Below are 25,430 nucleotides of genomic sequence, written 5' to 3' on the forward strand. Positions count from 1 at the left end.
ACGCTCCTACAGGACGGAACGATGCTCAATACGACATTGCAACGCGCTCCCATTCAGATTCTCGAAGACAAATTGCGACACAAGCAGGCGGTGATCGGAGTGATCGGGCTCGGCTATGTCGGCCTTCCGATCTGTATCGCCGCCGCTGAGGCGGGCTCGATGGTGCTGGGTTTCGACGTCGATCCGGCCAAGCCCGACGCATTGGTCCGCGGCAAAAGCTATCTCAAGCATATTCCCGACGACCGCATTCGATCGCTGCTGAGCGAGAACCGATTCGATGCGACGACCAATTTCGATCGCTTGTCGGAGCCGGACGCATTGCTGATCTGCGTGCCGACGCCGCTCGACGCGCATCTCGATCCCGATCTGTCATTCGTCGTGGCGACAGGCGAGCAAATCGCGCCCCGCCTTCGCCGCGGCCAGATCGTGATCCTCGAGTCGACCACCTATCCGGGCACGACCTTCGAGGTGTTGCGGCCCATTCTGGAGACCAGCGGTCTCGTCTGCGATCGTGACTTCTACCTCGCCTTTTCCCCCGAGCGGGAAGATCCCGGCAATCTCGAATTCTCGACCTCGCGCATTCCTAAAGTGATCGGCGCGGACAGCGTCGACGCATCCAATCTCGCCGCCATTCTCTACGATCAATTCGTCCCGCGAACGGTGGTCGTGTCGTCGAGCGCGACGGCCGAGGCGGTCAAGCTCACCGAAAACATTTTCCGCGCCGTCAATATCGCGCTCGTCAACGAGCTGAAGCTCGTTTACGGCGCGATGGGCGTCGACGTCTGGGAAGTCATCGAAGCCGCAAAATCGAAGCCATTCGGCTACATGCCTTTCTATCCGGGGCCCGGTCTCGGCGGGCATTGCATCCCGATCGATCCGTTCTACCTGACCTGGAAAGCGCGTGAATATGGCGTCGCGACGAAGTTCATCGAACTCGCGGGGCAGATCAATTCGAGTATGCCGCAGCATATCGTCAACGAGCTGGCGGGCGCGTTGGATCGTGCATCTGGTCGCGGCTTGAGCCGGTCGCGGATCTTGGTCGCGGGCGTCGCCTACAAGAAGAACGTCGACGACACACGCGAGAGCCCTGCGCTTCGAATGATCGAATTGCTCGAGGCGCGCGGCGCGCAGGTGCGGTTCTACGATCCCTTCGTGAGCGTCCTTCCGGACTCACGCGAGCACAAATCGCTGTCTGGCCGGCGCTCCGAGATCTGGGATCTGGTTCGACTCGCCGATTATGACGCGGTTCTCATCGCAACAGATCACGACGACGTGGACTACGCCGCTCTCGCGTCGAACGCAAAGCTGATTGTCGATACGCGCAACGCTTGCCGGCGGGCGGGCGTGACCAGCTCGAATGTCGTTCTGGCCTGACGAGAATCATTCTCCTATGTGCGGCGTCAACGGCATTTACGCTTACGCGGCGAGCGCCGGCCCGATCGATCGGGAAGCGCTCGTTCGCACCCGGGACCATATGGCCGAACGTGGGCCGGACGGGGCCGGCGAGTGGATCTCCGGCGACCAGCGCGTCGGCTTGGGTCATCGTCGCTTGTCGATCATAGATCTCTCGCCCGCCGGAGCGCAGCCGATGCCGAGCGCGGACGGGAGGCTCGTCGTCACCTTCAATGGCGAAATCTACAATCATCTCGAGTTGCGCGACAGGCTCGAGAAAAAGGGGCGTCGGTTCGTCAGCCGATCAGATACGGAGGTGCTGCTGCATCTCTATGCCGAAATGGGCGAAGCGATGGTCCGCGAGCTACGTGGGATGTTCGCCTTCGCTCTCTGGGACTCGGAGCGCGGCGTGCTTTTGCTCGCGCGAGATCCTTACGGGATCAAGCCGCTCTATTATGCGGACGACGGGAAAGTGTTTCAGTTCGCATCGAGCGTCAAAGCGCTGATCGCCGGCGGTCTGACGTCGCGTGTTCCCGATCCTGCGGGCGTGATCGGCTTCTATGTGTTCGGCAGCGTGCCGGAGCCATTCACCGTCTACCGCGCGATCAGCGCTGTTCCCGCCGGGACGACGATCATTGTCGGGCGCGATGGTGTGAAGGAGCGGCGCTACGCCTCGATCGCTCGCATTCTTCGGGACGCCGAGGATGAGGCGCTCAAAGCGAGCGACGAAGAATGCGACGAATGGTTTCGGGAAGCGCTTCTCGACAGCGTCCGGCATCACCTCGTCGCAGATGTCCCGGTGGGCGCCTTCCTGTCGGCCGGAGTCGACTCCGGGGCGCTGCTCGGTCTGATGCGCGATCTCGGTCAGACGCAAATCAAGACGATCACTCTCGAGTTCGATGAATTCGTAGGCGGGGCGAGCGACGAAGCCCCCGCTGCAGAGCGGCTCGCGAGGCGATACGGCGCCGATCATACGAAAAGGCGGATCGGCGCCGCCGAATTCAAGCGCGATCTTCCGCAGATCATCGCAGCGATGGATCAGCCGAGCGTCGATGGAATCAACTGCTGGTTCGTCGCGAAAGCGGCGCATGAGCTCGGACTGAAAGTGGCGGTCTCAGGCGTCGGGGGCGACGAGCTGCTCGGCGGCTATAGCACCTTCCATAGGGTGCCGCATTGCGTCAAATGGTTCGGCCTCGCCACGCGCATCGCCGGGAAGGGGACGGCTTTCGCGCGTCTCGTGGAAACGGCGCGCAGATCTGGCGTGCGTCTGCATCCGAAGGCGATCGGCCTCCTGGCCTACGGCGGCAGCGCGGCCGGAGCCTATTTGCTCTCTCGTGGTCTGTTTCTTCCGACAGAGCTCGACAGCGAGATCGCCGACGTGGACTTTTTGCGCGAGGGGCTCGTGCGGCTGGATCCGCTCGCGCATGTCGCCGCGGCGCTCGAGGATGGGCCGACATCGTCGTTCGGCGAGGTCGCGACGCTCGAGTCGAGCTTCTATCTCCGCAATCAGTTGCTACGCGACGCGGATTGGGCCGGCATGGCGCACTCTTTGGAGATACGCACGCCATTGGTGGACTGCAGGCTTTTGCGTCGCGTCGCGCCATTGCTCGGGCGTCGCCATCGGCCGAACGGAAAGTCGCTGCTCGCGAATGCGCCAAGTCGGGCGCTGCCGGAAGAAATCGTGAATCGACCGAAAACGGGCTTCGGAATTCCGGTCCATGCGTGGATGCGCGAAGCCTCGGCAGGGAACGATCCTTTGAAATTCGCCGCGGAGCGTGGCGTTCCCTGGAGCCGGGTCTGGGCGCGATGCGTTTCGTCGATGCATGCGTCGACGCCGATCGAATTGACGGAGCGATAATGTCGGATCCGCGAGCGCGAACCATCTGCTGCATCGTCGGAGCGCGGCCGAATTTCGTGAAAATCGCGCCGATCATGCGCGCGCTGACGGACTGCGACAGACTCACTCCTCAACTCATTCACACCGGGCAGCATTACGACGTCGCCATGAATTCGATTTTCTTCGACGAGCTCGAGATTCCACGGCCGGATATCAATCTCGAGGTGGGCTCCGGCACGGGGACCGAGCAGACGGCGCGCATCATGCTGGGGCTCGAGCCAATCCTATCGACGCGCCCGCCCGATATGGCGATTGTCGTCGGCGACGTGAATTCGACGCTGGCGGCGGCTCTCGTCGCCGCCAAGCTCGGCATTCCGCTCGCACATGTCGAGGCAGGGCTGCGCAGCGGAGATCGCTCGATGCCGGAGGAAGTCAATCGTCTCGTCGTCGACAGGCTTTCCGATTTGCTGTTCACGAGCGAGCAGTCCGCAATCGACAATCTGATTTCCGAAGGCGTCTCGCCTCGGCGCATCGTCTTCGTCGGCAATGTAATGATCGACACTCTGCGCGCCTGCTCGACGAGAGCTGCTCCCGTGCGTTCGACGCTGTCGGGAGCGGGAGCGGACCCCGCGCTGAGCGAGCAGGCGGCGGCGCTCGGATTCGCCTTTGTGACCCTTCATCGTCCCTCCAATGTGGACGACCCCGAAAGGCTCGAATCACTGTTGAACGCATTGGCGCGCATAGCGCGGAAGATCACGCTCGTTTTCGCGTTGCATCCTCGCACCAGGGCGATGATCGAGAGCGCGGGGCTCGATGCGCTGCTGCTGACCTCCTCCATCATCGTCACGCCGCCGCTCAGCTATCTTCGTGCGATTGGATTGATGAAGGAGGCGCGTTTCGTGATCACGGACAGCGGCGGCGTCCAGGAGGAGACCACAGCGCTCGGGATTCCCTGTCTGACGGTGCGCGACAGCACCGAGCGTCCCGTCACGGTCCAGCAGGGAACGAATATTCTGGTGGGAACATCCATCGAGGCGCTCGCGAGCGCGGTCGACGATACGCTCGCGGGCGGCGGAAAGAGGGGACAAATTCCGCCGATGTGGGACGGCAAGGCGGCGGAACGAATTGTCGCGGCGATCGATGCTCATCTCGGCGGTAGACACGCTCTATTGCCGGCGTGAATGGCATATTGCGAGATCACGACGTGCGCATCATGTTCTTCACCCATTACTATCCCCCGGAAGTTAATGCGCCGGCGTCCCGGACCGCGGAACATGCGCGCGTTTGGGCCCGCAGCGGACACGATGTCGTCGTGGTCACATGCGCCCCCAACCATCCGGAGGGCCGGGTTTATCCTGGCCACAGGAACGCGCTCTATCAGAGCGAGACGGTCGATGGGGTGCGCGTCGTCCGAGTGTGGACCTGCATCGCAGCCAATGAAGGCGTCATGCTGCGCACGATCAATTATCTCTCCTATGCGGCGTCGGCCAGCTTGGCGATGTTCTGGCTCGGGCGCCCCGATGTCGTCGTCACGACATCCCCACAATTTTTTTGTGGTCTGATCGGCCTGGTGGCGCAGACTTTCAAACGCACGCCCTGGGTGCTCGAGATCAGAGATTTGTGGCCGGAGAGCATCGTCGCTGTCGGGGCGATACGCAACGGCGTCGTCGTGCGTTGTCTGGAGTGGCTGGAGCGGATCGCTTATCGTCGCGCGGACCGGATCGTTTCCGTGACCGAGTCCTTCGTCTCGCACATTTCGTCGCGATGTGGGACTCCCGAAAAGATATCGGTGATCAAGAACGGCGCCGATCTCACGCGCTTCACGCCTTCGGAGGGAGCAAGCGACGTCAAGCGACGCCTCGGGCTCCAAAACTGCTTCGTGGCCGCCTATGTCGGCACGCATGGGATGGCGCATGGTCTGGAAACCGTGCTGGATGCGGCCGAAATCCTTCGAGATCGCCCGCAGATCGCGTTTCTCCTGGTCGGCGACGGAGCGGCGCGGCGCCATTTGCAGAAGATCAGGGACGAGAAGCAATTGAGCAATGTCGTAATGCTCGGGCAGCAGCCCAAGGAGGCGATGCCGGGGGTTTGGGAGGCCATTGATGCGAGCCTCATCGTTCTTCGTCGAGACGATTTGTTCAGGACCGTGTTGCCATCCAAAATGTTCGAGGCCATGGCGATGCGTCGACCTATCATTCTCGGAGTGGAAGGCGAAGCCTGCACGCTTCTGGAGGAGGCGGGCGCTGGAGTCGCGATCACTCCAGAGAGCGCCGAGGAGCTGGCGGCGGCCGTGATGCGGCTCTCGCAGGATCGTGAATTGGCGAAGCGGCTCGGCGCCGCCGGCTATGCGCATGTGCGACGGCACTTCGATCGCGCCGAGTTGGCCGCGAAATATATCGACGTGCTCAATGATGCGATCGCTACGGCTCGACCTGGCGCTCGGCGACGCCGCGTCGCGCTGGAAAGGATTGCGGATCGATGAAAGATGTCGGTCCCTTCCAGAAAATGACGCGCGCGATCGCCTTCGGACGACGCGTCCCTCTTCGCAAGCTGGTGAGTCGCATAGAAAGGGATCTACGGCGCCGGGCTCCAAGGAGGTCGCCAGCGCCCGTCGTCGTTCCGCCGCTCGCGGCGAGACCCCCACTCCCTCTGTTCGCTCCGAGGCATGGACGGCTAGAGCGCGTCGGCGACAAGTTTCTGCTCATATTTCTCGGACAGTCGTTCGAGACGGGGCCGAATGTCGATTGGCGCTGCCGGCATGAAGACTCCGCCAGTCAGCTCTGGCGGATGAATCTGCACTATATGGAATATCTCGAGGAGGTCGACGACGCGCTCTTCACAGATTTGGCGCGCCAGTGGATCGGCGGCAATCTCGGAGACGAACCCGAGTGCTGGAAGGACAGCTGGAACAGCTATTCTCTTTCGTTGCGGGTCGTCGTCTGGATGCAACAGCTCGCCGCCCGGCGCCTTTGCCTCTCCGAAGCCGCGGCGCCGTTGATCACATCTTTGGCGAGCCAAATTTGCCATCTCGAGAAGAATCTCGAAACGGACCTCGGCGGCAATCACCTCGTGAAGAATATCAAGGCTCTGATCTGGGCCTCTGCATTTTTCGCGGGGCCGATGGCCGACCGCTGGCGTGCGCTCGGAACGCGTTTGCTGATCGACGAATTGGCGCGGCAAATCCCACTCGACGGCGTACATTATGAACGCTCGCCATCCTATCATTGTCAGGTCTTCGCTGACGTTCTCGAGTGCCGGCGCGCTCTCGGCGTGGGTCCATCGACCGGCCGAATCGACGAGGCGCTAGAACGAATGGCGCAGGCCACCGCCGATTTGGCGCATCCAGACGGCCGCGTCGCCTTGTTCAACGACGCCGGACTGTCCATGTCATATGAACCCGGTGAATGTCTCGAGGTCTATGCGCGATTGTTCGGCAGCCGACCGACGCCGCAACGCGTTTTCGCCTATCCGCAGGGCGGCTACTTCGGCCTGCGCAATGGCGCGGATTATTTCGTCGCGGATTTCGGCCGCATCGGTCCAGATGATCTGCCGGCCCACGCTCATGGAGACATCGGCAGTTTCGAATGGTCGGTCGCAGGCGAGCGCATCTTCGTCGATCAAGGTGTCTTCGAATATGTCGCGGGCGAGAAACGCCGGCGCGCACGCTCGGCCGCCAATCACAACACACTTTGTTTCGAGAATGCCGATCAGGCCGATTTTTTCAGCGCCTTTCGATGTGGCCGCCGACCTGATTTGAACGTGCGATTCTACGATAGGACAAAGGACGGCTTCGTCCTCGAGGGATCGCACAATGGTTTCGCGAACCTTCCCGGCGGCCCCATCCATGTCCGTCGTTTGTCGGTGAGGTCGAGCGAGGTCGTCATTCGTGATCGAATCGAGCCGTTCTCGAAACGACCGGCGGCGCTCGGCTTTCTCCTGCATCCAGAGGCGCTGGCGGAAGTTGCTGACAATGGCGCGCGCATCAGGCGCGGCGGAAGCGAAATTCTCATGATCTGCGCGCAGAAAATCGAGATCGAAAGAGCGGTGTGGTGGCCCGACATGGGGCGCGAGCGCGAAACGACGCGACTGCGCGTGCGGCTCGGATCGGATCGTAGCGAAATTACGACCATTTTGCGCGTGTCGTCGCATTCGGTAGGCGCCTAGAAGCGAATGGAGATAGCGTGAAGCAAGTCGAGCAAAACTATCGAACCGGCGCGCTGAGAATCGCCGAAGTTCCTGCGCCACGCGCGCCGGAGGGTGGCGTCCTGGTGGCGACGCGCGTGTCATTGATAAGTTCCGGGACCGAGAAGCAGCTGATCGATCTCGCCAAGGCGTCGCTCGCCGGCAAGGCGATCGCTCGTCCCGATCTCGTGCGCCGCGTGCTTCACAATGTGCAGCGCGACGGCCTGCGACCGACGATCGAAAAAGTGTTCGCAAAGCTCGACACGCCGATTCCGCTCGGCTACAGCTTGGCCGGCGAGGTGATCGATATCGGACGTCGGGGCGGCGCACACGCCGTCGGTGATCGCATCGCCTGCGCAGGTGCGGGGCTCGCCAATCACGCCGAGATCAACGCTGTGCCGAAAAATCTCACGGCGGCGATCCCCGGCTCCGTCGACGACGAGGACGCGAGCTTCGTGACGCTCGGCGCCATCGCCTTGCAGGGCGTGCGGCTCGCTGCGCCGACGCTCGGCGAAAGGATCGTGGTCATCGGATTGGGGCTGCTCGGCCTGTTGACAGTGCAGTTGCTGAAGGCCAATGGTTGCCGTGTGCTGGGGTTCGATCCCAATGCGGACCGCGTGAAGCTCGCCGAGGAGCTGGGGGCAGACGTTGCTGTGCGTGACGGGCTGCGCGAGGCGGCGGGTGGTTTCACGAGCGGTTACGGCGCCGACGCAGTGATCCTCACCGCATCGAGCAAATCCAATGAGCCGATCAATGTCGCGGCGGAGATCAGTCGCCTGAAAGGTCGAATCGTCGTGGTCGGCATGGTGGGAATGACGATCGATCGCGAACCCTTCTACAAGCGCGAGCTCGAATTGAAATTGTCCTTGTCCTATGGTCCAGGGCGCCACGATCCGAGCTACGAGCAGAGCGGCGTCGATTATCCGCTCTCCTATGTGCGCTGGACAGAGCAGCGCAATATGGAAACATTTCTTGCCCTTGTCGCCGACGGAAAGGTCACGCCGAAGCGGCTCGTGACGCATCGTTTCGGCATCGAAGAGGCGGAAAAGGCCTATTCGCTGATGGGCAGCGGAGCGCCCCATCTCGCGATCCTGATTACATATCCCGAGCCGAAGGCGCGCCAGTTCGAGAGACGATTGCGGCTCGCGCCGCCTCCCCGCAAAGCGGCGAATGGCGTCGCCTTCATCGGCTTCGGCAATTACGCCAAAGGCGTGCTCGCGCCCGCCGTGCGCAAGGTCGGCAAGACGTCGCTGACCACGGTGGTCACGACGACCGGCGTGAGCGCAGGACATGCCGCTCAAAAGCACGGATTCGCCGTCGCGGCGACCGATCCGGCGGCGGCGTTGGACGATCCCGATACCGATACCGTTTTCATTGCGACCAGGCACGACACGCATTCGCCATTGACGGCGGCCGGCCTTCGCGCCAGCAAGCATGTATTTTGCGAAAAGCCACTCGCGATCGATGCGCCGGGGCTGGCCGATGTGCTCGCCGCGGCGGAGATTTCGTCGGGCGTGCTGACAGTCGGCTTCAATCGACGCTTCGCGCCGCTGTTACGGGATGCGAAATCCGCGTTGGAGCCGCGCACCGGACCTCTCGTGATGCTCTATCGGATCAACGCCGGTGTGATTCCCGGCGACAGCTGGATCCAGCGCGAGGAGGGGGGGGGGCGTATCGTCGGCGAAATCTGCCACTTCGTCGACGCGCTCACGTTTCTATCGGGAAGTCTTCCGATCGAGGCGCAGGCGATCACGGCGCGCGACCATGCCGACGCCGTTTCGATCCTCATTCGCTTCGCCGACGGCTCGACCGGCTCGATCATCTACACATCGATCGGCGATCCGGGCGTGGCGAAAGAATTTCTCGAAGCCTTCGCCGATGGCAAGGCCATTCAGCTCGACGATTTTCGACGGCTGACGGTGACCAACGGCGGAAAGAGCATCGTCACCAAGCGCGCGCAGGACAAAGGACAGCACGGACTCGTCGCCGCATTTCTCGAAGCGACGCGCGGCGATCGCGATCCGCCGATTCCGTTGGCGGAGCTCGCGGCTGTGACCGCGGCGACCTTTGCGATCGAGGACTCGTTGCGTATCGGCGCGCCTGTCGCGATCTCGGCATGAGCTGCGTTCAGGAGGCGCGAGACGAGCGCGGGTCATTTTCTCGCGGCGCGGGAAAGCTGTCCATTACGGCGATCATCCTTACCTTTGACGAGGAAGTCCATATCGAACGCTGCTTGACGCGGATCGCGCCTCTGGTCGAACGCATCATCGTGGTCGACAGCTTCTCCACCGATCGAACCGTCGCGATCGCGCGCGGGCTCGGCGCGGAGGTGGTTCAACGCGCGTTCAAGAATCAAGCGGAGCAGTTTCAATGGGCGCAATCGAGCTGCGTCATCGCCACGGAATGGGTGTTGCGGCTCGACGCCGACGAATATCTCGAGCCGGGGCTGATCGATACGCTTCGACATTGTCTCAGTGCGCTTCCCGACGATGTGACCGGTCTCGATCTGAAGCTCAAAGTCGTTTTTCGTAATCGCTGGATCCGATTCGGCGGCTATTATTCCACCTTGCTCACCCGCTTGTGGCGCTCCGGCGCGGGCTATTACGAGCAACGCTGGATGGACGAACGCGTCGTGTTGACTCGTGGGCGGTCCATTCGTGTGAAAGGCGGCGATCTCGTCGATCACAGCCTGAAGGACATTGATTGGTGGACAGACAAGCACAATCGATACGCGACAAGGCAGATGGTGGACTTCATAAATCGCGAGCATAGCCTGTTCGCGATCGACCACCGCGTCGACCGCAACGCTCACGCCCAGGCGCGTTGGAAGCGCTTCCTTCGCAACCGCGTCTTCGCCGGCGCGCCGCTCTATCTACGCAGCCTCTTGTATTTTTTCTATCGCTACATCCTGAGATTTGGCTTTCTCGACGGGCGCGAGGGCCTCTTGTTCCATGTTTTGCACGGACTTTGGTATTTTCTCCTGATCGACGCCAAGGTCGACGAAGCGCGCGGCTACATAAGCGAGAACGGAGTCGATGCATTTCGCGACCATCTTCGCCGACGCCACCGCATCGCATTGTGACGCGACGAGAGGATGGAGGATGCAATGGTGACGACCGAAGGATCCAGCGACGTGCGGTGCGAATTGAAGGCTCGCGTGCGAGATCATTGGGAATTGGAGACCTGCGGGACGCGATATGGCGAGGACCATGATCGGCTCGCATGGTTTCGGGAGATCGCAGAAAATCGTATCCGTCTCGAACCTTATATTTTGGATTTTGCGCGCTTCCCGGAGGCGGATGGCCGCCAGATTCTGGAGATAGGCGTCGGGGCGGGAACGGATTTCGAGCAGTGGTGTCGATATGCCGCCCATGCGACCGGCGTCGATCTGACGGAGGCGGCGATCGCGCTCACGGCGGAACATCTCCGGCTCGAGGGGATATCCGAAAGCCGATTCACTTTGAGAACGGCCGACGCCGAAGCTCTGCCGTTCGAAGATAAAACTTTCGACATCGTCTATTCTTGGGGAGTGTTGCATCACACGCCGAACACGGAGCGTGCTTATCGCGAAGCCTATCGCGTTCTGAAGCCGGGCGGCGTGATGCGGACCATGATCTATCACATTCCCTCCTGGACTGGAATCATGCTGTATGTCGCGCATGGCTTGTTGAAAGGACGCATCGCGCTCGGATTGCGTTCGGCGATTTTCAATCATTTGGAGAGCCCCGGCACGAAGGCTTATACATGCGCAGAAGGACGTAGGCTCGCCGCCGATGTGGGATTCGATTCCGTTGTCGTGACGACGCGCCTCGGTCCCGGCGATTTGTTGGAGATCAAGCCGAGCCGTCGTTATCGTGGATGGGCGGCGCGCCTCGCCTGGATGTTCTACCCGCGTCCGCTGGTCAGGCTGCTCGGGGATCGCTTCGGACTGTATCTCTTGATCGAGGGGCGCAGGCCCGCGAAAGGGGGAGGCTATACGACATGAATCGGCGACGCTCGATATGACGGCGTTCACGCCCGGCGCCGAGCGCTCGCCGCGGAATGATTTCGTGTTCGGCGCGGGAAGCCTTCATCGGATCTTTTCGAGCGCCGGCAGGCAGAGGCTGCTCGATCAGGCGTTCGAGCTCGGCTTTCGGGCGTTCGACGCCGCGCCGGCCTACGGCAATGGCCTGAACGAGCTCGAGCTCGGATACGCATTCGGCCGGCGACGATCGGAGGTCGAGCTCACGACAAAATTCGGCATCCCCGTCGAGCTCTATGGCGAACGCATGAGGGCGATGTTTTTTTTGATGCGGGCGAAGAGAAAATATTTGTCGCGCAGCTACGGCTCCGAATATGAGCGGCGTTGCTTTTCCGCGTCCGCGCTGCTCGAAAGCCTGCATGGATCGTTGCGCCGGCTGCGCTCCGATTACGTGGATCGTCTGATGATGCATGAGCCGCTGGAGCCTTTGCCATTGCGCATTTCCGTTGAATTGATCGATCTCGCGGAGCGCTTGAAGGTCGAGGGAAAGATTCGATCGTTCGGGGTCTGTGGAACATCTCGATCGATAAGAAATGTCCTCGATTCCATACCTTTCGATGTGGTCCAAGCGCCTATATGGGACATTGCCGATCTGCCGATCGAGGGTGCGGCGACCGTGGCTTACGGAGCGTATCGGGAGTTCTCGAATCGGGCGCCGAGCCGGGGTCGGGGCTTCGTCGACTTCGTGTCGTCTTTACGCGTTGAGCGCCCGAGACTCGAGATCATTCTTGCGTCGACCTCGCGCAAGACCTTGAACAGCTGGAAGGGTCTGTTCCCGTGAGCATACTCGACGTCGATGCGACGATCATTGGCGGCGGCCTGGTGGGCACGCTCGTCGCCAAACTGCTCGTAAGGCGTGGAATGCGTGTCGCGTTGATCGAGAAAGGGCCGGCTGCTCTCGCGGATCAACTCGAAGCTCGCCCGAATGTGCGTTGTTCCGCACGGCGACACGATGGCGTCTATAACGCACGCAATCATGTGCTCGGCGGAAATGGTCATTACTGGGGGGGAGGACTTGTCCGACCGCGGAATACGACGCTTCGCGCTGTCTTGGGACTGGCGCTGTCGGGAAATTCGACCTCGGAAGATCTGGCGCCGTATTTCGATGTGGTGGAAGCCGATGTCGGCCTCGAAGAGTCGCCTCGGAACGATCGAGTTTTTGTTTCGGATGGCGCCATTAAAGATTGTTGGCTATCCGAGACCGTCGTTCTTCCGGGTCGAGTTCGAAATCTCGCGGCGAGCGCACTCGAATTTCTGCGCGGAACAAAGTCATGCACCATCATATGCGATTCCGAAATCATGCATTTCGATCAGGGCGGCCCACGCCGTAGATTGGGCGTTCTTTCTCGCGGAAAGCGGATCGACGTCGTGTGCGACGGGCTTTTCCTCTGCGCGGGAACGATCGACACTCTATTGCTCGTTCGACGCCTTGGCTCCGCATTGCATTCGAGTCGGATGCATTCGATAGGCGCGAATGTCCATGATCATATTTCAATGCCGATCGGCGAAGTGACGATCGGCGAAAGCCGAGCGTTCCAGGAGTTTCTGTTTCCGACTTTCCGTGGGAATTGCATCGTGGGGAAGCGGCTCGAGCTCGAGAGCGCCGACGATTCTATGCGCGGCGTTCTGCATTTTCAGTTTCGGTTCGACGATTCGCCGCTCTACCGCCAGATCAAGCGCATTCTCGCTCTGCGCCAGCAGCGGGCCGGCTCGATCGAAATCCTGTGGGCTATGACAAAGGCTTCTCCTCACATATTCGAACTCTGTCGGATCGGCTATGTACGCTTCGTTAATAGCCGGCTTCATGTGAGCAGAAATGTTCCCGTCATCGCGACCCTCGACGTCGAGTCGACGTGTTGCGGCGACAACAAAGTCGAATTCGACGAATTCGGCGATGTCGTCATGAGCTGGGATGTCCGCCGGGATGACGAAGTCGCGTTCGAACGATTGTACGAGAGGGCGAGGGTCATACTCCTCGAGCTCGCCGAGAAATACCGCGTGCAGATAAAGCCGCTCGGAGACATTTCGACATTCGAGGGGCGGCTCGATCATCTTCGTCGGGAGGCCACTGACGCTTACCATCTCGGCGGAGGGCTCGTGCTCGGAGAAGTGATCGATGATCGGCTTCGTTTGATCGGCGCCGAAAATGTCTATGTGATTTCTAGCGCTGTCTTCCAGCGCCCAGGCCTCGCTAATCCGACGATGTCGCTGATGGCGCTCGCGCATCGGTGTGTCGACGATCTATGCTTCGAACTCGGTCGAATGCCGAAATGCGAGCGCCGATCGCGAGCAGACCAGCCCCGCCGAGGGATTCCTTCATGATGCGGCATCGTGCGGGCGCTTCGGCGCCACAAACCGCAGCGATGAAGATCGAGGCTTCGCCTCGCGGCGTCGACAAAACGCGGCCGGTCGTCTTGGCGCTGCTCGAAGTGCTGTGGCCGGGAAATGACGCGACAGGCCCAAATCAGAGCTTTCTGGAGCTCTGCCGAAGTCTCGGCGACGAATTCGTATTCAAGGCGGTGGCTCGCGATAGGCCATTCGGCTCGACGCTAGCCGTTGCTCCCGTCGGGGTGTGGTTCGAGCGAGAGTTCGCGAAGGTGCGATATTGCCCCGTCTCCGTATTCGGCGCGGCCGGCCTCGCGGAGATTTTGCGGACGACGAGCTACGACGTCCTGATGATGAATGGATTTTTTGATCGAGACTTTACCATTCCGGCGCTGACGCTTCGTCGCTTCGGTCGTGTTCCCCAGCGTCCGACGATTCTCTCACCGCGTGGCGAATTCTCCCGAGGCGCACTTGCGCTCAATTCCGGCCGCAAGCATTGCTACCTCGCGCTCGCTCGACGGCTCGGCCTTCTCGAAGACGTGTGGCTCCATGCGACCGGACCATGTGAGGCCGAGGACATCGCCCGCGCCTTTCCGCATGGGAGAGGAATTTTCGTCGCGCCGAATGTGCGGCGACCAACTCCTGCGCCAGCGGTTCGAACGGTTGCCAAGCGCGAAGGGACGCTTCGCCTGGCGTTTCTCGGCCGAGTTGCGCGTGTCAAAAATCTCGACTACGCGCTTCGTGTATTGAGGAGCGTCGAGAGGCCCGTGTCTTTCGACATTTTCGGTCCCTTGCAAGACGGCGACTATCTCCGAGAGTGCCTGGCGATCGCCGCCGACTTGCCGGGACATATCTCGGTCGCGTTCAAAGGCGAAATCCGTAACGAACTCGTTTCACAAACGCTCGCCGATTGTGACCTGTTTTTTCTGCCGACGCGGGGCGAAAATTTCGGCCATGCCATTCTCGACGCTCTCCTCGCGGGTGTGCCTGTTCTCATCAGCGATCGGACGCCGTTTCAGTCTCTCGAACTGAAAGGGGCCGGCTGGAGTCTCTCGCTCGATGCGCCAGAACGTTTCGCGGAAGCGATTGAAGCATTCGCTGCGATGAGCCCGGAGAAAGCCGCGACGATGAGGGCGGCTGCGCGCGAGCTGGGGGAGCGATCGATCCTCGAGAGCGACGCTGTGGCGGCCAATCGTGCAATGCTCCATTCGGCTCTCGGCCATATGCGTTGACGATGACATCGATGGCGGCGCGATAGGCGCTACGCTCTCGAAGACAGTCGGTCATTCTCGCCAGTTCGCTGTCTCGGATCGCAATGCGGATCATGGCGACGACGCGGCGCCGACTGAGTCGGCTCTCGCAACTTCTTAGAGAATGAGAGAAGCTCATGTGTGGGATCGTCGGGTATTTGGGCGCCGATGCAGCGAGCGGCCGGCAATTCGCGGAGCGGGGCGGTCGGCTCCTGCTGCATCGCGGGCTCGATGATGAAGGTGTTTTCGCTGCGGACGGAGTCGTTTTGGGTTTTCGTCGCCTATCGATTGTCGATCTGACAGCGGCGGGTCATCAACCGATGACGTCTCCAGATGGACGCTACACGCTCATCTACAATGGTGAAGTCTATAATCACGAGGATTTGCGCCCTCGATTGTCGAATGGCTGGCAATTCAGCTCGCGCTGCGACACGGAAACCGTGCTCGCGGCGCTCGCGCAGGAGGGACCGGTGGCGCTCGAGCGAATGGTCGGAATGTGGGCGCTGGCCCTCTGGGATGCGGTCGATGGGCGGCTTCTGCTGTCGCGTGATCGATATGGCCAAAAGCCGCTGTATTGGCGCAAGTGCGACGATGGATCGCTACGCTTCGCGAGCGAAATCGCGCCACTGATCGATGCTGGCGAGAGGCCGAAGCTCTACGCGCCCGCCATGGCCGAATTCCTCGCCGTCGGCAGCTATGGGCATCTCGGCGAGCGAACATTTTTCCGCGATATCCGATCTTTTCCGCCGGGACATTGGGCATGGATCGACAATTGTCGAAGCGAGATCGAGCCGCGACGATATTGGCGCTTCCCCGTTTGCCGAAAGCAGGACCAGAGGCCGCTCGACGATTACGCCGCCCGCCAATTCCGAGAGGCATTCCTGGAAGCAGTCGGCTCGCAGATGGTCGCCGACGTTCCCATCGCTGCGACTCTTTCCGGGGGCCTGGATTCGAGCGCCGTGGTCGGCGCGATGGCGTTGTCGAAGTCGAATGGCCGGATCCGAGCGTTCACCGCTCAGGCGAGAGGAACGGCTTACGACGAGAGCAGCTACGTTGCTGCGGTGGGCGAGCTATGGGGCGACCGGCTCGAGATCGAGGCCCTCGCTGTCGAGACCATGTCGCTCTCGATTCTGACGGAGGCGGTCGTCGTTGCGCAGGAAGAACCGTTCGGCGATCCTTCGATCATCGCGCATGATCTCATCACGCGCGCGGTTCGGAAGTCCGGGATAACGGTTTTGCTCGGCGGACAAGGCGGCGACGAGCTGCTGCTCGGCTATCCGCACTTTTCGCCCGCTGTCGTCGCGTCCGAATTGCGCGGCGGTCGGCGGTACTGGGCGCTGCGCGAAATGACGAGCCTCGGCATGGGAAGCGGCGCGCTGATCCGCATAGGCGCGTCGGCGATTTGGCCGACGCTCGAACGCAGCATGAGACGACGAAGCAAACTGAACGCGTATCATTGGCTCAGTCCCGCGCTGCGAGAAGCGGCATGGGATCTTTCACCGCATCTCGCGGCGCTCAGCCATCTCGACGGCGTCTGGCTCGAAAACATCGAGAAGCTGGCGTTGCCTCATCTGGTGCACTACGACGATCGTAACTGTATGCGTCATTCGATCGAGGGGCGTATGCCTTTTCTGGACCATCGCCTCGCCGATGTGGTCGCTGGCTTCGAGCCGCAGGCCTTCCTGGATCATGGTCGACGAAAGAATTTGCTACGCCACGCGTGTGGTGATCTATTGCCCGATATCGTCCGTTCGCGGAATGACAAGATCGGCTTTCATACCCCGCTGACGGAATTGATGGCCGCCGAAATCGAATGGGTGCAGGAGCTCGTCTGCGGAGAGGAGGCGAGAGCGTCGGAGCTCTTCGATACAGATTGGATATCGTCGCGCTGCGAGGCGCTACGACATCGCGCCGCGGGCCCCGCGGATGTCGGCCGCGTGTGGCGTGCGCTCGTCGCCACAATTTGGACGCGTGCATTCTCTGTCGATTGTGATGTGGTCGCGGACAGACAGCCGCCGCTCGTGATCGCCGCCGATTCCTCGAGAGCGAGGGCATTCATGTGAAGCTGCTCTACCTCGGAGAACTCATGCTCGGCGCGACGTCTCTTCAACGCGCAGAGGCGTTCGGCCGCATCCCCGGAGTCGAGCTCATCGGGCTGGCCACAGGCACGGGCGTGGTCGGGCGTCGGATCAGCCTCTACAACCGCTTGCGCTGGAAGCTTCGATGGCCGATCGACGACCTCCGTCTGAACGAATCTCTCGTCGCGGCCGCTTTGCGCGAGCGGCCCGAGGTGGTCGTGGTGGATAACAGCAAAGTCATCAGGCGCGACACGCTCGCGACTCTGCGCAGGCTCGGCGTCCGCTGCCTCGCCTATTACACGCCGGACGATGTCATGGGCCGCCACAATTTGAGCTGGACTCTCAAGGCGTCGCTTCCAGATTGGGATGTCTTCTTCACGACGAAGACATTCAATGTCGCCGAGCTCGCAGCCGCCGGCGTACGCAATGTCGTGCTCATGGGCAAAGCCTTCGATGCGGACATTCATCGTCCCCTTTCGCCACAGGAGGCCGGCTCGGACTATGAGAGATTCGATTTGGTGTTCGCCGGCGCATTCGAGAAGGAGCGTTGCGACAGCATCAATGCGCTCGCCGAGGCGGGTTTCAGCGTCGTCGTGTATGGCGACGCTCACGCGCGATGGAGCGGCGGGCGCCTTCATTCCCGCGCGACCTTGCGAGAGCCGCGGTTCGCGCATCTATACACCCGCGCATTGCACCACGGCAAAATCGCGCTTTGCTTTCTTCGCAAGCTGAACCGAGACCGCATAACGCAGCGGACGATGGAAATCGCTGCGATGGGGCGACCGATGCTCGCAGAGAAGACAGACGAGCACGACGTTCATTTCGTCGACGGAAGCGAATATCAGGGCTTTTCCTCGAATAGCGAGCTGATCGCCAAAGCCCGCGAAATGCTGGATGACGACGAGAGGCGCGCAGCGATCGGGCGACGCGCGCTGGCGCGCTGCCGCTCCTCCGGATATTCGAGCGATGAACGCGCGCTGCAGATGATCGAGGCGATTCGCAGCAACTTGCGATCTTCGGCGAACGCGCCGACAGTCCACTCTTTGGTGCAAGTCTGAGCGTTCGCTACGTATTCAAAGCGCTCGTCGGCAGCCTGCCATCGTTCGTAATCTGGCGTAGAATTTCGACGGTCCTGCCGACAGAGGCGTAGCTCCTATGACGAACGCCATCGAGAGAAATTCGCTCGCGCCTTCTGCGCTTCGCGCGCAGAAGGCGAGCAAAATTGCGCCATTGACGTCTCTTCGGTTCGTGGCCGCGCTCTGGGTGGTGATCTATCATACCTTTCCACTCGACGAGTCCAGCGCTCCGATCCTTCGCGGATTGGTCCAATACGGCTTTGTGACGGTCGGATTATTCATGGTGCTGTCTGGATTTCTCCTCACCATGGCTTATCAATGGTTCGACCATCCGAGATCGATCCGACGATTTTGGGTAGCACGGTTCGCGCGGATCTATCCAGTCTATCTACTCTCGCTTCTCGCCGATCTTCCGAGGCTGTTGAGCTGGCGTGTGGCCAAATACGGATTTGTATCGGCCGCCGCGGCCACTTTCGCCACTTTCGGCTTCCAGTCGACTCTGCTCCAGACATGGCTGCCTTTTACAGTTCTGCAAGGATTGAACAGTCCGAGCTGGACCGTTTCGACCGAGGCGTTCTTTTATATCGCTTTTCCATTTTTGGTCGGGCCCATATCAGCGATCCGCTCGCCCAATGGTCTGTTGGGCGTGATGGCGGGCGCATGGATCGTCGCGATTTTTACCTCGGCGCTCATATGCGCCTTTCTCATATCCCCTCCGATAAATATGGAGATGGCTATTCAGCAGCATCCCCTACTGCGGCTTCCAGAGTTTGTGGCCGGAATTGCGCTGGCGAATTTTTACCGAGCTCGGCGGTCGGCGGAGCGAGAATGTAGAAGGAACGCCAATATTGGGTTGATGGTGAGCCTCGCGGTCTTCGTCCCGCTCGCCCTATATGCCTATGAAGCGTGTTACCTCGCGCTACATAATGGACTGCTGATACCTGTCTATTGCTGCTTCATTCTTTCAGTCGCATTATGCGGAGGCGGCGTGCGGACGCTTCTGTGCTTCCCTGCATTCGTGTCGCTGGGCGAAGCGAGCTACGCCATCTACCTCGCCCATGCGCCCTTACGGGCGGCGTTGCAGGCTGCTGGGCTAGACGAGACAATCTTCGGCTGGGTGGTCTATATCGCGATGCTCAACGGCGTGAGCGTGCTCGTCTATAGATATGTCGAGCGGCCGCTGCGCGCCAGAATAATGAAGATCTACGACAATTGGGCCAAGTCTGTCGACGAGGATGCGCATGGGCGCGCGTTCGTGAGAAAAGTTGCGGAATAGTCGATTGAACAGCGAAGGATAACATGAGGTACCCGAATATCGACGCGCTGAGGGCCGATCGCAAAGATCGTGCGGTCGAGACTCCGCGCATGTTCAGCGTGGCTGCCGCGACTCTTCGATCGCGATCTCTGTTCATTCCTACGAGCGTCGAGCTGTGGTCGCTGTCGGCGCTCATCGCCTTCTATTGGCTCGCCGACGAGATTGTCGGCGACGCCAGCGATGATCTGGTCAACATCGCCGGACCGATCGCTTTCTCGGCGATCATGGGCTTCGGCCTCGTCCGGATGCTGCTCGACGACGCGCGATCGATCTTCGCGCCACTCTTTACATTCCGCGTGGCGTCGGCCGTCTATTTCGGCATGGGATCGCTCGTGCATATGGTCGTCAGCCCAGAGCGCCGCGCCATACTCGAGTCGTTCTATTTGTTCACCGACCGAGACGTGGCCAAGCTCAATTTTCTGGTGGCGTGTTCCACGCTCTTTATCCTTGTCGTCGCTGGGGTGGCGGAGAGCTTCGCGACGCGTTCCGAAACGCCGGCGCCGACGACGAGCATCGCCGGGGCCGATGCGAGGCGGATGAGAAACTATGGCTTGGCGTTCCTAGTGATCGGGTCGGCGCTCAAATACATTTTCGTGTTCCCGGTGTCGATCGGATGGGTCGCATGGGGCGAAGTGCCCGGCTCGATCGTGACGATGGCGGAAATGTCGCTCATTGGGCTCAATCTGTTGACAATTTGGAGTCTGCAGAACGCCCGTGCATTTTTTCCGATCGTATGCGTTCTGGTCGCAATAGAGATGTTGGTAGGCGTGCTGCTTCTCAGCAAAACGCAGGTGCTGCTCCCAATGCTCATGCTTCTGGTCGGAATCATGGCGCAAAGATTGACATTGAAGCGCGTGATCGGCGCCCTTATCGCGGTCGCGATCGCGCTCGAGGTGCTTCAGCCCATGATCGCATTCGCGCGAGACGAATTCAATTTGCGCACCGGGGGAATGGCGACCAATGCGACGATCGCGATGAGAGCCCAGATCTTGGTATCCTATTTCGATCCGTTTCGGACGCGGAGCCCGAGCGAAGAACCCGGCGAGGGGCTAATGCGCATCAGCTATGTGAACGCCGGCGCTTTCGCTATTGTGATGTATGATCGCGGCAATTCGGGCGATTCTTTCAAAAATCTTTTCGTCTCGCTCGTTCCGCGCGTACTTTGGCCGGAAAAGCCGTTGCTTCAGGCGGGTGGCGATTTCGCGATGGCGGCTTCGGGACGATATGTAGAAAATTCTGTGTCGCCCGGCATGTTCGCGGAGGCTTATTGGAACTACGGATGGATGGGCGTTCCCTTGGTGATGACGCCGCTCGGACTCTTCCTTTTGTGGATGTCGCGCTACTCGCTCTGGGTGTTGCAACGTGAGAAATGGATGTTCTTTCCGATCGCGCTGATCGGAATGAAGGTCGGTCTGGCGATCGATGGAATGTTCGTCTCGCAAATTGCCGGCACGACGGCCATTGTCGTGGTCTTTCATGTCGTCACGGCCGCCTTGGAGGCGAGCATGCAAAGAATTGGATTTGGCGCGCTTCACCGTGCATGACGCTTGGAATCGACGATCGGCCTATGATCCAGGTCGTGATTGGAAGTCGTGGTCGCATGGACAGTCTCGCGCTGCGCTCCGGCTACGAAATATATTCGTTCGGCTTCAAACAATGAGATTTCGATGTGCGGAATCGCCGGTTTTCTCGGCATTGACGAAGAGCGTCTGCTCGGCGACATGTCGCAGCTCATCGCGCATCGGGGCCCCGATGGCGCGGGCCAATGGAGCGATCGCGACGCAATGGTCGGATTGGCGCATCGCCGCCTTTCGATAATCGACACGAGCGACGGGGCGGCCCAGCCTATGCTGAGCTGCAATGATCGATACGTCGTCGTCTTCAACGGCGAAATATATAATTTTCGCGAGCTCGGCGTCGAGTTGGCCGCGCGCGGATATCGCTTCAATCCGAATTCCGACACGGCGGTCATCGCGCCATTGTACGATCTCGAGGGCGAGGCGATGTTGGCTCGCCTCAATGGGATGTTTTCTTTCGCTCTATGGGACCGGCGTCGGCGCGAACTCCTCATCGCGCGCGATTCATTCGGCGTGAAGCCCTTGTATTTCGTCAAGTCGGGCGGCGGGCTCGTCTTTGCTTCCGAACTCAAGGCGCTGTTCGCCTATTCACGACTCGATCTCGAGGTGGACCTCGTCGCGATCGGCGATTATCTGACGCATTTGTGGAGCCCGGGCGAGAGAACGCCCTTGCGCTCGGTCGCCAAGCTGGCGCCCGGCCATCTTTTGAAAGCGCGGCGCGGCGATGTTGAGATTAGACGATGGCATTGGTCGGCTCCGCCGGTCGCCGAGGGTGGGACGGAGAATGTCGGCGCGATCGCAGGGCTCGGGCGGATTTTCGACCAAGTCGTCTCGGACCAATGCATGAGCGACGCGCCGGTCGGAGCTTTCCTGTCCGGCGGCGTAGATTCCAGCGCGATCGTCGCTGCTATGGTTGCGAACGGTCATGTTCCGCGACGGACCTATTGCGTAGGCTTCGAAGGCGCAGGACTGGAAGAAGAGGGGTTTTCAGACGATCTCACTCATGCACGTGAGGTCGCCGCTCTGCTCGATGTGCCTTTGACGCCTTTGCTCGCGCCGTCGCCGACCATGCAAGACTTCGAAACTCTCGTCTATACTCTCGACGAGCCGGAAGCCGATCCCGCGCCGCTATATGTCGGCGCGATCGCGCGAGCGGCGCGAGCCGATGGGATCAAGGTGCTGCTCGGCGGCGTCGGAGGCGACGATATATTCTCCGGCTATCGACGTCATCGGGCCGCGGCGATGCGGGCGCGGCTAGGGGGGTGGTTCGGCGGCATTCTCGAGGCATTGCCGCCTGCGACGGCGCGCGTCATGGGCCCGGCGTCGAAGCGGCGGATAGAGAAGCTGCGCTATATGTTCGCGGGATCGGAGCAGGAGTTTCTCATTCGCGCGTTCGAATTCAATCCTCGTGAGAGCGCTGTCGCCTGTCTCGGCGGCGAGGCGCGTGATGCAATCGATGCGGCGCCGTCGAAATGGCTCGAACAGGCTTTGATGCGAACCGTCGATTGGCCGCTCGTGGAGCGAATGCTCGATCTCGAATTGCACGGCTTTTTGCCCGATCATAATCTCAACTACACGGATAAGGCGTCGATGGCGCATGGCGTAGAGGTGCGGGTGCCGTTCCTCGATCCCCGACTGGTGGAATATGCGCGGCGCATACCCTGGCGGCTCAAGATACGCGGCTTGTCCGAAAAGTGGGCTTTGAAAAAAGGCTTGGGCTCGCGCCTCCCGCTTTCGGTATTGAAACGTCGCAAGACGGGGTTTGGCGGTCCGGTCCGCCTGTGGCTCGCTGGTCAGACCGGCGAGATGATAGCAGATCTCTTCGCGTCGAGAGGTTTTCGCGAGCGCGGACTATTCGATGTCGGCGGCGTCCGCAAGGCATTCGACGACCTTCGATCGGAGCGGCGCGACAATTCTTATCTCATTCTCGCGATCGTGATGACAGAGCTTTGGATGAAGCGGTTTCTCGACGGGCGGTCGACCGCGACCGCTGCCGGTCGATCGGCGAAGCGGATCGACGTCGTGGCGCCGATCTAGTTTCTGTTCTTCGTTATTGATTTCACCGCGAGCGCCAGCGGTGTGAGGCGACGCGCAATGTTACGAGCTGAAGCGTGAAATGCCCGCAATTGTCGAATTCCCGGAGCGACGGTGATCGGAATGTCTAATTTGGAGTCCGGCAATGCAAATCCGTCGCTATCGTCGAGCTTCGTCGCGGCGAGATCGAATCGCTTGGCGGTAATCGAGCGGATTTGGTCCGACCATTCGGTTCGAGCTCTTTTCCGGGGAGTCGCGTGGACCGGCGGGGCTGCCGCGATCGAACGTCTCGTCGGTCTGGTTCAGGCCTATTATGTCGCGCGGCTGCTCGGCATCGATGCATTCGGAAAATATGGTTTGCTCTTTACGACCATCGCTCTCGTTAGCATGGTCACTGGGCTGCAGCTCGGTCTCACTGCGACAGTGCAGATTTCACGTTATCTGACCTCTAGGCCACATCGGGCCGCAGCCGTCATGCGCCTATGCGAATTCGTCACTTTATCGCTGAGCGTGATCGGGCTCGTCGCTATTCTCTTCGCGCCGGAGGCGATAGCGCATTGGCTCCTCGACAGTCCCTTTGGAGGCCAAGTCATCGTCGCTGGCGCGCTCATAGCGTTGTTCGCTGTCGCGGGGGGCGTGCAGGAAGCGATTTTGCAGGGTTTCGAGGAGTTCGCGCGCTTGTCGATCGCGCGCGTCGTGACATCGCTTTTGGGATTTGTGCTGCTTTTGATAATGGGGCGCGCCGGCGATTTGACGTCGGTCATAACTGCGATCGCCGTCGCGAGCATAGCGCGCACTTTGTTGCTATTCTCTCTGAAGGAATCGGCGACCCGCCGTCTCGGGCTGCGCACGCGCATGTCCGAGATTATAGCGGCGGCGCCGGTTATCGTCGAGTTCAGCATTCCGTCTCTTCTCATCAGCTTGGTGTCGGGGCTCTCCCAATGGTACGGATTGCTGATGGTGAAACAAGGAGCGACCGGTTTTCGTGATTTAGCGTTCGTTACCGTCGGCGTGCAATGGCGTAGCGCCGTCGTGTTCGCGACCACGATCCTCGCCTCGGTGGCCGTGCCGATGATGAGCCGATTGCTCGCCAGTGGCGACACTGCCGCCACTAGACGAATTCACCGTCTCAACACCGCCGCCAATTTGCTCGCGGCGGGCGCGGTCGTCGTGGTCGTTCTGTCGGCGGCAAGCCACCTCTTGGCGGCTTATGGCGATGAGTTCCAGAGCGGACAATTGCCGTTTACGCTCGTCGTCACGACATCATTGCCGGGGGTCTACATCGTGGTGCTCCAGAATCTGTTCGTCAGTCAAGGGCGGATGTTCGAAGTATTGATGCAGACCATCGTTCAGGGCGCTATGCAGATCGTCGTGTACTGGGTCGTCGTGCCGCGATATGGCGTCTCCGGATTTGCCGCGGCGACGCTCTTTTCGACCTTCGCGACTTGCGTCGTCGTTCACATCTGGGTCGCTTCGAGTGACATGCGGACATGCTGATGGCGCTGTGGATACGACGTGTCGTCAAGGAGCGTGAACGCGATCGACCGATGTTTCGATACGAGCTCGATTCGACTTACCAGGGAGCAGAAAGTCATGTCCGTCAGCAGCGAGACGACCGCGCCGGTTCTCCTACGTAAGATTCGCTCCGCCGCATATCGATTTAAGACCTTCGTGAGATCGCAGCGCTTCGGCATGTCGCCGGATGCGATCTACGATGGGGCCTTCTATGATGGCGGCGCGTTCGACAAGACGGAGGAAACGGCTCGCCATGTCGTTCATTATCTCATTCGAACCTACGCACCGCGTTCCGTGCTCGACATCGGTTGTGGGAAGGGCAGCTATCTTCGCCATTTTGCAGATGCTGGCTGCCTCGCAGTCGGATGTGAAGGCAGCATCGAGGGAATTCGTCGAGTGCCCAGCCCGGCTACAGCGTTTCAGTTCGACCTTCGCCGGCCATTGCGGTTGAATCGCAGATTTTCTCTTACGATGTGCATAGAAGTGGCCGAGCATATACCGTCGAACGCCAGCGAGACCTTGGTTGAGTCCGTTTGCAGGCACGCCGAGGATGTGATCGTCTTCAGCGCGGCGCCGCCTTCGGAATCTGGCACCGACCATATCAATTGTCGGCCCAAAGAATTCTGGCATGGGCTTTTCCTGCGCCAGGGGTGGCGGCCCAACATAGAGGAGACCGCACAGCTCTGCGCCTTCTCGCGCGCGGAAGGTCTGCCACAATGGTGGCGTGAATGGACCCATGTCTATCGCAAGCAGTAGCGCCTTTGCGGCTTTGGACCGCGGCGCCGGGACCGCTCGTTTCCGTTCGTTCGACTTCCGAAAGGACATTGC

The 25,430-nt window shown here is 60.6% G+C and carries 18 protein-coding genes and 1 pseudogene; all 19 read left to right on the forward strand.

Annotated features, from left to right (window positions below; translation table 11 throughout):
* Positions 1-21: 21 nt before the first annotated feature.
* Positions 22-1,374, forward strand: a complete 1,353-nt coding sequence (locus tag KP010_RS14535) for a nucleotide sugar dehydrogenase (protein WP_142861931.1) — start codon at positions 22-24, stop codon at positions 1,372-1,374.
* Complete coding sequence (gene asnB, locus KP010_RS14540) at positions 1,358-3,250, forward strand: asparagine synthase (glutamine-hydrolyzing) (RefSeq protein ID WP_253203633.1); 1,893 nt, start codon at positions 1,358-1,360, stop codon at positions 3,248-3,250. Before KP010_RS14535 ends, asnB (KP010_RS14540) begins: the two co-directional genes overlap by 17 nt.
* Complete coding sequence (wecB, locus tag KP010_RS14545; RefSeq protein WP_108916109.1) at positions 3,250-4,410, forward strand: non-hydrolyzing UDP-N-acetylglucosamine 2-epimerase; 1,161 nt, start codon at positions 3,250-3,252, stop codon at positions 4,408-4,410. The genes asnB (KP010_RS14540) and wecB overlap by 1 nt, the downstream gene beginning before the upstream one ends.
* 8 nt (positions 4,411-4,418) lie before the next feature.
* Positions 4,419-5,711: a glycosyltransferase family 4 protein gene (locus tag KP010_RS14550; RefSeq protein ID WP_246659727.1), complete on the forward strand. Its 1,293-nt coding sequence runs from the start codon at positions 4,419-4,421 to the stop codon at positions 5,709-5,711.
* Positions 5,712-5,734: 23 nt separating this feature from the next.
* A complete protein-coding gene (locus KP010_RS23345) occupies positions 5,735-7,393 on the forward strand; it encodes a heparinase II/III family protein (protein ID WP_371824238.1) in 1,659 nt (552 codons plus the stop codon).
* Positions 7,394-7,410: 17 nt separating this feature from the next.
* A complete protein-coding gene (locus tag KP010_RS14560) occupies positions 7,411-9,531 on the forward strand; it encodes a bi-domain-containing oxidoreductase (RefSeq protein WP_142861897.1) in 2,121 nt (706 codons plus the stop codon).
* Entirely contained in the window at positions 9,528-10,493 is a 966-nt protein-coding gene (locus KP010_RS14565) for a glycosyltransferase family 2 protein (protein WP_216280981.1), read from the forward strand. The genes KP010_RS14560 and KP010_RS14565 overlap by 4 nt, the downstream gene beginning before the upstream one ends.
* 24 nt (positions 10,494-10,517) lie before the next feature.
* Positions 10,518-11,396, forward strand: a complete 879-nt coding sequence (locus tag KP010_RS14570) for a class I SAM-dependent methyltransferase (RefSeq protein WP_158271757.1) — start codon at positions 10,518-10,520, stop codon at positions 11,394-11,396.
* A gap of 16 nt (positions 11,397-11,412) precedes the next feature.
* Complete coding sequence (locus KP010_RS14575; protein ID WP_216280982.1) at positions 11,413-12,213, forward strand: aldo/keto reductase; 801 nt, start codon at positions 11,413-11,415, stop codon at positions 12,211-12,213.
* Positions 12,192-12,320: pseudogene (locus KP010_RS23350) on the forward strand (NAD(P)-binding protein); the annotation flags it as partial. The gene KP010_RS14575 and the pseudogene KP010_RS23350, both read left to right, overlap by 22 nt.
* A gap of 1,014 nt (positions 12,321-13,334) precedes the next feature.
* A complete protein-coding gene (locus tag KP010_RS23355) occupies positions 13,335-13,754 on the forward strand; it encodes a GMC oxidoreductase (RefSeq protein WP_371824239.1) in 420 nt (139 codons plus the stop codon).
* Complete coding sequence (locus KP010_RS14585) at positions 13,751-14,989, forward strand: glycosyltransferase (protein ID WP_185966407.1); 1,239 nt, start codon at positions 13,751-13,753, stop codon at positions 14,987-14,989. Before KP010_RS23355 ends, KP010_RS14585 begins: the two co-directional genes overlap by 4 nt.
* Positions 14,990-15,144: 155 nt before the next feature.
* Complete coding sequence (gene asnB, locus KP010_RS14590) at positions 15,145-17,070, forward strand: asparagine synthase (glutamine-hydrolyzing) (RefSeq protein WP_216280984.1); 1,926 nt, start codon at positions 15,145-15,147, stop codon at positions 17,068-17,070.
* Complete coding sequence (locus tag KP010_RS14595) at positions 17,067-18,143, forward strand: glycosyltransferase (protein WP_142861902.1); 1,077 nt, start codon at positions 17,067-17,069, stop codon at positions 18,141-18,143. Before asnB (KP010_RS14590) ends, KP010_RS14595 begins: the two co-directional genes overlap by 4 nt.
* Positions 18,144-18,333: 190 nt before the next feature.
* On the forward strand, positions 18,334-19,437 hold the full coding sequence (locus tag KP010_RS14600) for an acyltransferase (protein ID WP_216280986.1): 1,104 nt from the start codon (positions 18,334-18,336) through the stop codon (positions 19,435-19,437).
* Between the two features lie 23 nt (positions 19,438-19,460).
* On the forward strand, positions 19,461-21,020 hold the full coding sequence (locus KP010_RS14605; protein ID WP_216280988.1) for a hypothetical protein: 1,560 nt from the start codon (positions 19,461-19,463) through the stop codon (positions 21,018-21,020).
* 123 nt (positions 21,021-21,143) lie between these two features.
* Positions 21,144-23,090: an asparagine synthase (glutamine-hydrolyzing) gene (gene asnB / locus KP010_RS14610; protein WP_142861905.1), complete on the forward strand. Its 1,947-nt coding sequence runs from the start codon at positions 21,144-21,146 to the stop codon at positions 23,088-23,090.
* A 120-nt stretch (positions 23,091-23,210) separates the two neighbouring features.
* Positions 23,211-24,584 carry an oligosaccharide flippase family protein gene (locus KP010_RS14615; RefSeq protein WP_142861906.1) on the forward strand — a complete coding sequence of 458 codons (1,374 nt, stop codon included), beginning with the start codon at positions 23,211-23,213 and terminating at the stop codon, positions 24,582-24,584.
* Positions 24,585-24,617: 33 nt separating this feature from the next.
* Positions 24,618-25,358 (forward strand): methyltransferase domain-containing protein, encoded by a 741-nt coding sequence (locus KP010_RS14620; RefSeq protein ID WP_216281002.1) that lies wholly within the window; start codon positions 24,618-24,620, stop codon positions 25,356-25,358.
* Positions 25,359-25,430: the final 72 nt, after the last annotated feature.

Origin of the sequence: Methylosinus sp. KRF6, assembly GCF_018887255.1 — a bacterium.
In the GTDB taxonomy this organism is placed as follows: Bacteria; Pseudomonadota; Alphaproteobacteria; order Rhizobiales; family Beijerinckiaceae; genus Methylosinus; species Methylosinus sporium.